Here is a 13984-nt window from a genome sequence, read left to right on the forward strand (position 1 = left end):
AAAATCTCCTTAAACATAAAGTGAAACAACAGCTTCAAGGGAAATCGATTGAATGACTTCAAGAAACTTTCGCGCTTCATCCATTGTATTATAAAAATACAAAGATGCTCGAACACTGCTGTCTGTTTCAAATATTCCGCAGGTAAGTTTACTGCAATGACTTCCAGCACGCACACAGATATTGTGATGCCCTAGATAAGCTGCGACATCTTGTGGAAATATTCCTTCAATATTAAACATTACAATCCCTGTGTTTGATATAGGGTTATATACAGTAACATGATCCATTTTACTCAATTCATCCATAATATAGTGTTGCATCTCTATAACATGTTTCATCAGTACTTCTAGGTCCAAAGATTGGATAAACGATACGGCTTCTCCAAATCCAATGATTCCTTCAATATTTGGCGTTCCTGTCTCAAATTTCAACGGAACATCTTTTACAGTATACGATCCATCTTTATAATAGCGTGCGTTACTATCGCCCCCATAGAATAAGGGTTCTGTCGCATCAAGTAAGTGTTTTTTTCCATACAAGATACCAACACCTGTTGGTCCTGTCATTTTATGCGATGAGAACACCAAAAAATCTACATCACTTTTTGTGACATCGACCGGTATATGGCCCACTGATTGTGCCCCATCTATCACAAGAATTCCATGATTACGATGGACAATTCGAGCAATTTCGTCAATGTCATTCACATATCCCAATACATTGGATATATGCGCGAGTGATACGATTTTTACAGGTTTTGTTTGCATGATTTGATCTAAAGCATCCAAATCAAAGCTCAGATCATCATTGAGTGGAACATATGCAATGGTGCACTCACATTTCTTCGCTACATTAAACCATGGCAATACATTTGAGGCATGTTCAACTTCGCTTATTAAAATGACATCGTCCTTAACAAGGTGTGTCATACCATATCCTTGAGCGATAAGGTTTAAACTCTCACTGGTACCCGTTGTATAGACAACGCAATCTGGATCACAATGAATTAAATCCGCAACTTTTTGACGAACAGCATCATAATGTCTTGTTGCTTCAACAGCCGTTTTATAATCCCCACGATGGATATTGGAACTGAGGTTTACATAGTAGTTCATGACTGCATCGATAACAGGTTGTGGTTTTAAAGTTGTTGCAGCATTATCAAAATATATCAGTTCAGGATGGTTTACTAAAAGCGGAAACTTTTGTCTTAAATCGTCCATTCTTGATCTACTTTCTGTTCGATTTCTTGGATTAAATATTCACGAATATCATCGTCTTCTACTTCATAAGCAATTGGAATTAAGTATCCCAAAACGATAAGTTTTAATGCATCGGGGCGTTTGATTCCTCGTGATTGCATGTAATAAATTTGATCCTCATCCGGTTGTCCCACAGACGCAGCATGAGAAGCTTCTACATCATTTTCTTCAATGAGTAGTTTTGGATACACGACAGTCTTAAGTTTGTCTCCTAAGTTGAGCACGCGCGTTATTTGATGTGTTTTAGACCCATTGTTTCCATTTGCAATATACCCAATCACTTCAAATTCTAAGGCACCATTTTCTAATACGATCCCATATGAATTCAAGTTTGCTTCGGTAAATTGCGCTTGGTGGTCCGCTTTCACAACCCATTTAATCGCATCAAAGGAGATGGTTGCACTTCTAAAGTCAAAGGTTGCATGCCGTCCAACAAAATGCGCCGTCGTTTCTTTTGAATGATTCCCCATTGTTAGTTCAGCATAATTTGCTTTTACATGGGATCCTTCAAATAGGTTTACCGCTTCTTTAACTGTTAATGATCCATCGCTTTGATTAACCCAAAGATAGGTCCAGTCTGTATGTTCTTTTGCATTCAGAACAATGTCCAATTGGCCATCCCCTTTCACAAACAGAATCAAAGTACCTTTTGAATTGGCTTCGAGGGTTATTTCAGCTTTTGTTGTATCATTAACGGTAATTTCATGTCTGTGTGATCCACTCTTAAACACATATGGTTTCACTCAGATTCACCCACTTTTTCTCGAATTGCACATGCATCACCGATTGTAGGACGCGTCTGAACAACTTCATCAGCACGTTTTGCGTCAATCCAATCATAGCCTTCTTGGTCAATCTTAGTTACCAGCGTTTCATCTGAACTCAATACAATCTTACCATCCATCATAATATGGGTATGTGTAGGACGAATGAATTCAAAAAACCGTTCATAATGGGATACAACAATCAATCCCATGTGTCGTTTTGCTTGTTCTTCTTTTAATACATCAGCAACAATGTGTAAGGCATCGATATCTAACCCTGAATCAATCTCATCAAGCATTGCTATTGAAGGTTGTAACATTAAGAGTTGAAGAATCTCATTTCGTTTCTTTTCACCACCGCTAAATCCTTCATTTAAAAAACGATGGGCTAAATCTGATTTCATTCTCAGTTTTTCAATGGATGACTCCATGGACTTTACAAACTCAAAAAGGCCCACAGGTGTTTCTCTACGGGCATTGATTGCGGATTTAAGAAAATCAGCATTGGTAACGCCTGTTACTTCTTGTGGATATTGCATTCCTAAAAAAAGTCCTAATTTACTGCGTTCATCAACTTCAAGTTCTAAAACATTCACCCCATCATAAGTTACTTCCCCTTGAGTAACACTGTAGCGAGGATGTCCCATAATTGTGGACAGTAATGTTGATTTCCCATTACCATTTGGTCCCATAATCGCATGGATTTCCCCATCATTGATTTCTAATGAAACCCCCTTTAGAATCTCTTTATCGTCAATTGATACGTGCAAATCTTTAATCACTAATTTACTCACGCACGAATCACACCCTTTCTAATCCAATTTATTATAACACAGGTTCTTATTTTAATGTCAGATGCAGATGTTTACTTTCTCACAATTGGTAAATTTATTTTATTTTTATTTCACACACCATCATCACGTAAAACATTGCATTAAGCCTATAAATACACTATAATATATAAGCCTTAAGGAGGTTCATATGCTCGAAAATATTAAAAAGAATTGGTTTGTTGTTCTCGTAGCAGTTGCATTAGTCGTAGTTATCGGCTCATACGGAGTTACACAAATTCAATCAGTATTTAAAGGAAAGACAGTGGATGGAAAACAAGTTGTGTTTGAAATCGCTGGAACAGATATATTTGCGGATGAGTACTTCGATATGCTTGATGAATCACGTGGTGATGCTGAACTCTTTAGACTCTTTAAGCGTCAAATGCTTTCATCTTTAGAAACTACAGATGAAATTGCTGCAGATGCTAAGAAACAAGCAGAATCATACATTCAACAAATATCCGCTTCAAATGGTCAAGCTGGTCTTGACAGTTTAGACCAATGGCTCATCTCTCAAGGATATGCAGGACTTGATGACCTTGCAACCTACTTCGAAGATGCAGCAAAACAAGACATAATTATTAAAGATTACTTTGTCGCAAACTTTGATTCAATCTTCAAAGAATCATTTGAAACAAACAAACCCCGTCTTGTAAGTCATATTTTGATAAAAATGACCGATCCAGCAAATCCTACTGAAGAAGAACAAGCGAAGATGGATGAAGTCGATAAGTTACTGGCCGAAGGAAAAGACTTTGGTGAAGTAGCCCTAGATAAATCAGACGATACATCTTCAGCAGCTCAATCTGGTAGCATTGGTGTTGTTGACAAAAACAGTTCACTTGTAACTGAATTCTTAGATGCTATGTTAGAACTCAATGAAGGTGAAGTATCCGGTTGGGTACAAACAACTTATGGTCGTCATCTCATTTATGTCGTTTCAACTGACTTTAAAACTTTATTAGACAACAGTGATTATTTCTCATCACTTATTCAATCATACAGTACTGAAGCTGCTCAGGCACTTTGGGACAAAGCAGAAACCTTGACCATTGAATGGCATGATGAAACTGTTAAATCACGCATTCAAAAATACCTTGGTCTAGAAAGTGAGGGAGAATAATATGTTTAAACGATTATTAGTATTGTGTGTTGCGACACTTGTTTTAGTTGGATGTGGCTCGGATGCACGCATTACCTCACCGCGTAGTGAAAAACTCTTTACTATTGAAGGATCAACGGTTACAGAACAAGATTTATTTAATGTCATGACATTTAACGATGCGGGTGCAGTCATCTTATCACATGCACAACAAGTGGTACTTGATAAACTCGTACCAAATGATGATGCATTTAAAGAAGCAGTTCAAAAACAACTTGAAGAAACTAAAGAAGGCTATGGTACACTATGGGAAACAATCCTGAATTACTATGGATTCGAATCTGATGAAGAATATGCTGAAAATGTAATTGCACCATCACTTCAATTAAACAAAGCCCTCACAAATGTGATGACTGAAGATTTTGATAACATGGTAAAAGACCTTTATGTTCGTAAAGCTGCGGTTCTTGAAGTATCTAAAGAAGATGCTGCTACTGCTTTAAAAGCACTTGACGAAGGAACTTCATGGGCTGATGTTGCGAAAGAATTCGTATTAGATAATTCATCGTATACTGGTACTGCAACAATCTACCACAAAGATTCATCAACATCTGTAATTGACACAACAGCACTTTCATACATTATCAGTGCTAAAGAAAATGGAATCAGCGAAGCAATTGATATTCCGAATAACTCAACGTCACAATACATTATTAATGTAATTGAAGTAGATACTGCTGCAATCAAGGATGAAATTATTGCTTCATTCGCAACGGACTCAACATTCCAAACAAAATACATTTCAAAATTATTACGAGACAATGGATTCAAGGTTTTTGATAAAGACCTCTACGATGCAATCATCGCAGATTATCCAGATGCACTTGCTAACTAAGACTGCTTATGCAGTCTTTTTTTACATGGCTTACACGCATTGGTTTTATTTCATGATATAATCATACAAAAGGAGATGAATCGATGAGCACACTATTTAACCGTATTATTAACCGAGAAACTCCCGCTTATATTATTTATGAAGATGATAAGGTCATTGCATTTTTAGATATCGGCCAAAACACCAAAGGTCACACACTGGTTGTACCAAAAGTAATCACAGAATCTGTGCTAACTGCAGATGAAGATACAATCGCATATGTTAATATCATCGCACAACGACTTGCACTTAAACTAAGCGATGTTTTAAAGGCTTCTGGAGTGAATATATTAACGAATGCAAACCCTGTGTCAGGGCAAACTGTTCCGCACTACCACGTTCATGTAATCCCTCGTTATACTGAAGATGAGTTGAAGTTTTTAGTATCCAGTAATAGTGACACGATAGAAGAGACCTTTACATTTCTTAAAGATCATCTTGGGTAAGTATAAACTGTCTCAATATCACCTAATTTACAAACAAAATTTAAAGCACCCTGAATGTTATCCTTAACAATTCGAGGTGCTTTTTTTAAAACGCTATTTGACTTTAACTCCCCTATCTGATCTATCTTAAGTAGTAATCTTTTATTTGTGAGTTAATATCCAATCTAACTACTACAGACAAAATTCCAATCGTTTTGAGCATATGCCCATGGTCTCAAATATTATAAAAGGTTGCACGAATGCAACCTCATATTTTAGGATTCTTTTGTTTCAGTCTTAGGTTTAGCTTCTGGTTTTGGTAATAAGGCTTTACGCGATACATTCACACGTCCCTTATCATCAATTTCAGTTACTTTAACCTTCACAATGTCACCAAGTTTAAGCACATCTTCGATCTTTTCAATACGCTCATGGCTGTATTTTGAGATATGAAGTAAAGCATCGGTTCCTTTGAACAGTTCAACAAATGCGCCAAACTTCTCAACACGGACAACTTTAGCATCATAGATTTCTCCAACTTTAGCTTCACGTACGATGTTTTCAATCATTGCTTTTGCACGATCAATCATTGCTTGGCTTGTGTGATAAATTACAACACGTCCATCATCTTCAATGTCAATCTTAACATCTTCACATTGTTCAATGATTTGGTTAATAATCTTACCGCCTGTACCAATAACATCACGAATTTTATCAACTTCAATCTTAAGTTGTGCAATCTTAGGTGCATACTCACCCACGTTTGGACGTGGTGCAGGAATACAAGCAACGAGAACATCCATAATTTCCTTGCGTGCTTTATGCGCTTGTTCAAGTGCTTCTTTTAAGATTTCACGAGTGAGCCCTTCAATTTTAATGTCCATTTGAAGTGCAGTGATTCCGTTATCGGTTCCCGCAACTTTAAAGTCCATATCACCAAAGTGATCTTCCATCCCTTGGATATCAGACAATACTGTATAGTGATCATCATAAGTTACAAGACCCATTGCAATCCCACTCACTGGAGCTTTAATTGGAACCCCAGCTGCCATCAATGCCATTGATCCAGCACAGATACTTGCTTGTGAAGATGAACCATTAGATTCAAGAACTTCAGCAACAAGACGAATTGCATAAGGGAATTCTTCGACAGTTGGAAGTACATAGCTAAGTGCTCTTTCACCTAAAGCTCCATGTCCAATTTCACGACGTCCAGGAGCTCCCATACGGCCTGTTTCACCAACTGAATAAGGTGGGAAATTATAATGATGCATGAAGCGTTTTGATTCAACTTCAGTTAAGTCATCAATAATTTGAGTATCACCCATAGCACCTAAAGTACAAATAGATAATACTTGTGTTTCACCACGTGTAAACAGTGCACTACCATGAACACGTTTAAGCAAATCAATTTGAGCGTCAAGTGGACGGATTTCATCAATCTTACGACCATCTGGACGAATCTTATCTATAGAGATTAAACGACGTACTTCATCTGCAACAATACCATGCGTTACTTCGCGTACATATTTTAAGGTCTTATCTTTAAGTTTATCTGACTCATATTCTTTAGCAGCAAAGTGTTCTTGTGCTTTATCTTCATACTCGTCAATTGTATTATAACGTTCAAGTTTGCCTTCAATGGATACCGCTGCGCGTAGATCTTTACCAACAAGTGCTTCAACTTCTTCTTTGATTTCTGTTGGAACTTCATAAAGATCGATTTGCATCTTCTCTTTACCACATTCTTTTGCGATTTCAATTTGGAAGTCACAAAGCTTCTTGATAAACTCATGACCAAACATCATTGCTTCAAGGAATTGTTCCTCTGAAACTTCATCAGCACCCGCTTCAACCATGTTGATGGCATCTTTTGTACCGGCTACAACTAAATGCATTCTTGATTTTTCAAGTTCATCGGCACTTGGATTGATTACAAATTCATCATCAATCATTCCTACAGTTACACCTGCAATTGGTCCATTGAATGGAATATCAGATACACACAGTGCGAGTGAAGCACCAAACATACCTGCCATATCTGGAGAGTAGTCACGATCTACAGATAATACTGTATTTACAACTTGCACTTCATTTCTAAACCCTTCTGCAAACAGGGGTCTAATGGTACGGTCAATCAAGCGTGATGTTAATGTTGCATGCTCGCTTGGTCTTCCTTCTCTTCTTAAAAATCCTCCAGGGATTTTACCTACTGAATATAATTTCTCTTCAAACGTTACAGTTAACGGAAAGAAATCAATATCTTTTGCTTTTTTACTTGCGGTTGCTGCTGAGAGCACTGTTGTGTCTTCATAGCGTACTAAAACTGATCCACCGGCTTGCTTTGCAATTTCGCCTGTTTCAACAGTTAGTGTATTTCCGCAAAAATCTAAAGTAAACACTTTCTTTGACATGTTTTCACCTCTATACTATCCTTTATATTCTATCATAATTCTGTTTACAATCATACATAAAAAAAGGAGCTAAGCTCCCTTTCACTATTTTCTTAATCCTAAACGAGTAATTAGTTCGCGGTAACGGTTAATATCTTCATTACGTAGATATGTTAATAGGCTACGACGACGACCAACTTTTTTAAGAAGTCCACGGTTTGAGTGGAAATCTTTCTTGTGTTCTTTCATGTGTTCAGTCAAGCGATTGATTTCAGCTGTTAAAACAGCAACTTGAACTTCAACAGAACCTGTATCGTTTGCATCACGTTGGTAATCCTTAATGATTGCAGCTTTTTCTTGTTTTGTTAACATTGTAGTTTCCTCACCTTTCTATAGTCCTTAATAACCGAGTATAAAGATTGAGGAATCCATAAACCCAGTCACAAAGCATTAGTATAATATCACATCTGTCAATCGATAGCAAGGTAAGACCTTAAAAAAACGTTTTTTTCGCTTATCATCTTTCTCATATCACCATGCTTCTTGAAGCGTTTTATTATCATGATATAGTTGCAATTTATTGAATGAATGACATCAGATCTTGCATTGAAGCAAGTTTAACTTAAGTTTCATCATTAATGGGTACATTATTCACTAAGATATAAAGTTTTCCATACTGTTCATGAGCTTCTTGTTTCAAGAATTCAACTGTTTTTGGCCATTTATTGAATCTGAGTCACACATCAAAAGAAAAACAACGCTTAGCTATTTTTTTATTTATAACAACAAAAAGTATAACGTTTGTAATGATAGTAGTTTTGTTAATAATAAATGTAATATCTTCAATGGTGTTACATGAAACTTTATATTTATATTTATTTAGAAAGATAATAAAAAAAGTTAAGGGCACATTAGTTATTGAGAATTTTAAAATTTTTATTCTTTTAGATTTGATGAAGAATAGACAAATCACAAAGAAACAAGCTTTTGTGATTTGTCTATTACCACCAATCATATGTACAGTAGTCGGATTCTTAATTTTAGGGATCATTAGTTATGGTTTAAAGTTTTTTACGCTTACAAAAATTATATATATTTTTATATCGATATCCTGGTTAGTGAATATACTTTCAATATTCCCGTTTTCTCCAGATTTTAAAACATGGAAAATGTATTGCAATAATATAGATAAAAAAGTAAAAAAAAATATAGAAGTTTTAGGGAGGGGAATTATGAACAATAAACTATCAAAAAAACATGTAGGAAGAGTGTTTACTCAAAGTTCAATTATAGCATTTGTTATTTATCCTATATCAATAATCTTCTTATCTTTTGTATATTTATTTCAAAATAAATCATTTAACTTTATGGGTTTTAGTGTAAATCCAATAGTAGATATAGATTCAGCATCCGTTTCGGTCTCAGTTAGTCCGATGTTTTTGGTGTCAATACTATTAGTATTTATACTAATAACAATCATAAGTTATTTGAAAGAAAGGGGGATTAGAAATGGTGAATAGTGTAATTGCTTATTACCGACCAAAATTAGAATTAGAATTATCTAAATTAGAAGGATGGTCCCTAGTTTAATGTGCAGTTTTGTTAGTTCTTGCAGCGGTCTATGTAATCGGAATGGGGATTTGGTGTGCAATTAATGGTCATGGTTCATTTACAGGAAGATATTCTTGGAATAGTCTATGGTCGTTTAATGTACAATGCACCTGGTAAAGATTAATAAAAAGTACTGAGAAATGAAGTGAACCCATAAAGTTGGACACTTTAATTACGTTGTAATTATCAAGGATTGATTTCTGTATTGCACAGGAGTCAGTCCTTTTAATTTTCTCTTAATTCTTTTGTTATTATAAAAATTAATCCTTATCACTTGTATTTTGTACTTCATCAGGTCCATGACCATAAGTGTACTGCTTTCCGATTGGTTGATTGAAACGATGAAATTCTCCATCTCGATGCCAGTAATACCATGTATATACTTGTGACTCACTTTTGATATTTAGTGCTTTCATAATCTCTTTGACAGGAATGCCAGAGAGTCTCATTTCAACTGCTTTTAACTTAACTTCTCTTGTATAAAACGTATTCTTCATTAAAAAATACCTCCATCTTTTCATTTTACAATAAATCGATAGAAGTATTCTTTTTTTTATTAGGTGCCACAGAACTAGGTCAGTTCACTCAATCAAGTCTTGTCGTTTTGCTTTTGTTTGATATCTTTTGATATTTTTTTAAGTATGAGAAATCCAAAAATTATCATGATTCCGATAATGGCATACCCCATAGGTTCACCATTAATGATCACAATGATGCTTAAAGATATAACTGCGCCAAAAACAAGAGCAATGCATAAAAACAGTGTTAGCGCAGCGCATACTCGGACCCAACGCTTTTCATTTGTATTGTGTGTTTTATTATAAATCGATTCAATTAAATCACTACCAATAACCTCAATTAACGCTTCTATTAATAATGACATAGGTCCTCCGCTTTTTTTTGATTGCTTATTGTTCTATTTATATAGCTCATTCTATTCTACAGGGACTTTTTTGTCAATTTGATTAAAACATTTTTTAATAATTTCTGATTGGAAAGTATTCGCCAAGTTAACACGAAGTGATAATTGATGGTATAATATCACCATTAGAAGCGAGGTAAAACTTATGAAAATAGCATGGATTGGAACTGGTGTTATGGGAGCACCGATGGCATTAAACTTATCACGTGGTGGCTATGATGTTGTTGTACAAAATCGAACCTTCTCAAAAGCACAAGCACTTGAACCTGAAGTAAAGGCATTTGAAACAATTGAAGATGCCGTTAAGGATGCTGATGTTGTCTTTTCAATTGTAGGATACCCAAATGACGTTGAAAATGTCGCAAACACTGTATTTAGAACCTGTAAACCGGGTACAATATACGTTGATATGACGACGTCTTCACCTTCACTTGCGAAATCACTTTATGAAAAGGGACATTCATTGGGGATCCACTGTGTGGATGCTCCAGTAACCGGTGGTGATGTGGGTGCAATTAATGCAACCTTATCCATTATGGTCGGTGGTAGTGTTGAGTCCTACGAAACAATTAAACCATTGTTAGAAAAAATGGGAACAACCATTACCTACATGGGACCTGGTGGTAGTGGTCAACATGCGAAACTTGCAAACCAAACAGCAATCGCGGGAGCAATCGCAGGTTGTGCTGAAGCATTAACGTATGCAATCCATCATGGACTTGATCCGCACGCAATGTTGGCGGTAATAACAGGTGGTTCCGCAAGCTCATGGCAAGCAGCAAATAATGGCCCTAAAATGATTACGGATGATATGAACCCTGGTTTCTTCACAAAACACTTCCTAAAGGACTTAAAATTAGCCTCAGAGGAAAAAGGTTTATTATCCTTACCCGTTCTTCAACAAGTCACTCAAATCTATCAATCACTGGTTGATTTGGGTTATGAAAATGATGGAACGCAATGTATCATCCATCACTACAACTCAAAATAAATCTAAGGTGCATCTGCACCTTTTTTTTCTGTGCAAACATTACAATAAAAAAAAAGATGGTATCATTGACTTGATAGCATCTTAGTTATTAATTAATGTGTTTTACTACGATTGTTTAAGCCTAAAAGTTTCATGAGCTCCACAAAAGGGATTGGACCTAATGCGAGTACGATTACAATACCCCATTGTGTTGTATTCATCGTTGTAAGGTGTAAGATTTCGCGTGCAAATGGAATTAAGAGTGCTGCCATAACCATCATTGCATTAATTATGACTGCATAGATTAACCATTTGTTTTTAAAGAATGTTTTAAATACCGATTGGCTTGGAGCGTGAATGTTAAATGAGTGCACAAGTTGTGATAATGCAAGGACACTAAAGGCCATCGTTTGACCCAATTCAGGTGAACCATTTTGGTTAATGAAGACACCCGTTCCATACGTGTAAGCACATAGTGTAATAATACTGATGAAGATTCCTTGATAAATAATGCGCCATCCACTTTCAAAAGTCAATAAACTCATATCTTTTGAAGGCTTACGGTCCATAATATCACTTTCTGCAGGTTCAACACCCAGTGCGAGTGCAGGAAGTGAATCCGTTATTAAGTTAACACACAGAATATGTATTGTTAAGAGCGGTCTTCCAATTCCAAACAAGGTCGCAATTAAGATTGCGAACAGTTCACCAACGTTACATGATAGTAAGTAGTTTACAGCTTTCATGATGTTGTCTTTAATACGACGCCCTTCTTCAACTGCAGTTACTACCGTTGCGAAGTTATCATCAGTTAGGATCATATCTGCTGCACCTTTCGCAACTTCTGTCCCAACAATACCCATCGCAGCTCCAATGTCTGCCATCTTAAGGGCTGGTGCATCATTAACACCATCACCGGTCATTGCGACGATTTCTCCATGACGTTTCCAGGCTTTTATAATACGCATCTTATCTTCAGGTGATACACGTGCATAGACACCAATGTGTTCTACTTGTTCAAAGAGTTTGTCATCACTCATTTGTTCAAGTTCAACGCCAGTGATTACTTTGTGATCATCAATCATCCCAATTTCACGAGCAATTGCTTCAGCAGTAAGTGCGTGGTCACCGGTTATCATTACAGTACGGATTCCAGCACGTGTTGCGACTTTAACCGCATCCACAACTTCAGGACGTGGTGGGTCAATCATACCCACTAATCCAACAAAGGTTAGGTTTGACTCAATTGAGATGTCCCCTTCATGTGGATTTGAGGTAAGTTCTCTTACAGATAATGCAAGGACACGCAATGCTTTCACAGCCATTGCTTCATTTGCTTGTTGAATGTGTGCAACATCGTCTTGTGTCAGTGGACGTGCAGTACCATCAACACCATAATGGGTGGATACTGCTAAGACTTCATCCACACCACCTTTTGTGAAGGCAAAGATTTTACCATCGATGTTATGAACTGTTGTCATGCGTTTACGACCCGAGTCAAATGGAATTTCATTGATTCGTTTATATTCGTCAAGAAGTTTTTGTGTGTCATGACCTTCATTTTGCGCCCATTCAGAGAGTGCTGTTTCAGTTGGGTCTCCAACCCAAACGCCATCAATCAAACGGGAGTCATTACATAATAATGATCCAATAACAAGTTGTTCTCTGTTTGCTGGATTGTTGTCATTCCAGAAATCCACAACCGTCATTTTATTTTGTGTAAGTGTTCCGGTTTTATCTGAACAGATTACCGTTGCAGAGCCTAAGGTTTCTACTGAAGGCAGTGTACGAATGATTGCATTTTTTTCAACCAAACGGTTCACACCCATCGCAAGTACGATGGTTGAGATTGCAGGAAGTCCTTCAGGAATTACCGCAACTGCCAATGAAACTGCAGTCATGAATGCGTCCAAGATATCTGTTTTTTCCTTAAGTAAAGTGATGACGAAAATTAGCACACAGGCTGCGAGTGCGAGTAAGCCTAATTGTTTTCCTAATTGATCCAGCTTACGTTGAAGTGGTGTTTGTTCATCACCAGATGATTGAAGCATCTTCGCAATCTTACCCACTTCAGTACCCATTCCAACACCCACTACTACACCTAAGCCACGGCCATAGGTGACCATACCAGATGAGTATGCCATGTTTTTACGATCACCCAATGCATCCTTGTCATCTCCGACATAAGTAGCATCCTTATCAACAGGGATTGATTCACCTGTAAGTGATGCCTCTTGGACTTGAAGGCTGTTTGTCTGAATGAGTCGAATATCTGCGGATACTAAATCCCCTGCTTCTAAAACACAGATATCTCCAACTACAACGTCGCGTGAAGCGATGGACACTTCCTTCCCATTACGAATAACTTTCGTAAATGGACTCGACATTTCCTGCAAAGCCTTTAAGGATTGTTCTGCTTTCCCTTCTTGAATAAATCCGATGATGGCATTTAAAAATACAATGGACAAAATAATATATGCTTCAATTACATCCCCTAAAAACATACTTAAAATTGATGCACCCAATAGAATTAAAATTAATGGATCTTTAAATTGTGATATAAGACGCGATATTGTACTTTTTTCTTTCGTTGTTTCGAGTTGATTGGAACCATATGCAGACCGGGATTGCTCAATTTCAGATTGTGACAAACCTTTCATCGTTACCTTTAGCGCTGCTTGGACTTCCTCACGTGTTTGTGAGTACCATTTATTTTCAGTCATAATGACCCTCCTATATAAGTACAAAACAAAAGACTTTACTTTAG

12 protein-coding genes and 2 pseudogenes are annotated in these 13984 nt (G+C 36.7%); 5 read left to right on the forward strand and 9 right to left on the reverse strand.

Translation table 11 applies throughout. The features are described 5' to 3' along the window. Positions 1-9: 9 nt before the first annotated feature. From AOC36_RS05905 to sufC, 3 genes are read right to left on the reverse strand one after another with little or no spacing between them, the layout of a single operon-like run. Positions 10-1224, reverse strand: a complete 1215-nt coding sequence (locus AOC36_RS05905; protein ID WP_067632393.1) for an aminotransferase class V-fold PLP-dependent enzyme — start codon at positions 1222-1224, stop codon at positions 10-12. After that, positions 1212-2006 carry a SufB/SufD family protein gene (locus AOC36_RS05910; RefSeq protein ID WP_067632394.1) on the reverse strand — a complete coding sequence of 265 codons (795 nt, stop codon included), beginning with the start codon at positions 2004-2006 and terminating at the stop codon, positions 1212-1214. The genes AOC36_RS05905 and AOC36_RS05910 overlap by 13 nt, the downstream gene beginning before the upstream one ends. After that, a complete protein-coding gene (gene sufC, locus AOC36_RS05915; RefSeq protein WP_067632395.1) occupies positions 2003-2821 on the reverse strand; it encodes a Fe-S cluster assembly ATPase SufC in 819 nt (272 codons plus the stop codon). Before sufC ends, AOC36_RS05910 begins: the two co-directional genes overlap by 4 nt. Positions 2822-3008: 187 nt before the next feature. Between sufC and AOC36_RS05920 the strand changes: the two genes are divergently transcribed. The 3 genes from AOC36_RS05920 (at position 3009) to AOC36_RS05930 (ending at position 5342) form a co-directional block, all read left to right on the forward strand. Continuing rightward, positions 3009-3983 carry a peptidylprolyl isomerase gene (locus AOC36_RS05920; RefSeq protein ID WP_067632396.1) on the forward strand — a complete coding sequence of 325 codons (975 nt, stop codon included), beginning with the start codon at positions 3009-3011 and terminating at the stop codon, positions 3981-3983. 1 nt (position 3984) lies between these two features. Beyond that, the gene (locus tag AOC36_RS05925; protein WP_067632397.1) at positions 3985-4857 is read left to right on the forward strand and encodes a peptidylprolyl isomerase; all 873 of its coding nucleotides are present in this window, start codon (positions 3985-3987) and stop codon (positions 4855-4857) included. Between the two features lie 83 nt (positions 4858-4940). After that, positions 4941-5342: an HIT family protein gene (locus AOC36_RS05930; protein WP_067632398.1), complete on the forward strand. Its 402-nt coding sequence runs from the start codon at positions 4941-4943 to the stop codon at positions 5340-5342. 254 nt (positions 5343-5596) lie between these two features. Here AOC36_RS05930 and pnp read toward each other — a convergent pair whose 3' ends face one another. Together pnp and rpsO are read right to left on the reverse strand one after the other, a co-directional pair. Then, a complete protein-coding gene (gene pnp / locus AOC36_RS05935; protein WP_067632399.1) occupies positions 5597-7735 on the reverse strand; it encodes a polyribonucleotide nucleotidyltransferase in 2139 nt (712 codons plus the stop codon). Positions 7736-7819: 84 nt separating this feature from the next. Beyond that, entirely contained in the window at positions 7820-8086 is a 267-nt protein-coding gene (rpsO, locus tag AOC36_RS05940; protein ID WP_067632400.1) for a 30S ribosomal protein S15, read from the reverse strand. Between the two features lie 860 nt (positions 8087-8946). On the opposite strand from rpsO, the gene AOC36_RS12185 reads away from it, so the two are divergent. Beyond that, on the forward strand, positions 8947-9234 hold the full coding sequence (locus AOC36_RS12185; RefSeq protein ID WP_157777153.1) for a hypothetical protein: 288 nt from the start codon (positions 8947-8949) through the stop codon (positions 9232-9234). Positions 9235-9497: 263 nt separating this feature from the next. Here AOC36_RS12185 and AOC36_RS12190 read toward each other — a convergent pair. The 3 genes and pseudogenes from AOC36_RS12190 to AOC36_RS05955 form a co-directional block, all read right to left on the reverse strand. Beyond that, positions 9498-9590, reverse strand: a pseudogene (locus tag AOC36_RS12190) (IS3 family transposase); the annotation flags it as partial. A gap of 25 nt (positions 9591-9615) precedes the next feature. Then, a pseudogene (locus AOC36_RS12195) lies at positions 9616-9822 on the reverse strand (helix-turn-helix domain-containing protein); the annotation flags it as partial. A gap of 92 nt (positions 9823-9914) precedes the next feature. Then, complete coding sequence (locus AOC36_RS05955; RefSeq protein WP_067632404.1) at positions 9915-10208, reverse strand: hypothetical protein; 294 nt, start codon at positions 10206-10208, stop codon at positions 9915-9917. A gap of 184 nt (positions 10209-10392) precedes the next feature. Here AOC36_RS05955 and AOC36_RS05960 point away from each other — a divergent pair, with 184 nt between their 5' ends. Continuing rightward, positions 10393-11238 (forward strand): NAD(P)-dependent oxidoreductase, encoded by an 846-nt coding sequence (locus tag AOC36_RS05960; RefSeq protein ID WP_067632406.1) that lies wholly within the window; start codon positions 10393-10395, stop codon positions 11236-11238. A gap of 92 nt (positions 11239-11330) precedes the next feature. On the opposite strand, the gene AOC36_RS05965 is transcribed toward AOC36_RS05960, so the two are convergent. Beyond that, on the reverse strand, positions 11331-13940 hold the full coding sequence (locus tag AOC36_RS05965) for a cation-translocating P-type ATPase (RefSeq protein WP_067632408.1): 2610 nt from the start codon (positions 13938-13940) through the stop codon (positions 11331-11333). Between the last annotated feature and the right edge of the window lie 44 nt (positions 13941-13984).

It is taken from the genome of Erysipelothrix larvae, from assembly GCF_001545095.1.
Taxonomy (GTDB): domain Bacteria; phylum Bacillota_I; class Bacilli_A; order Erysipelotrichales; family Erysipelotrichaceae; genus Erysipelothrix; species Erysipelothrix larvae.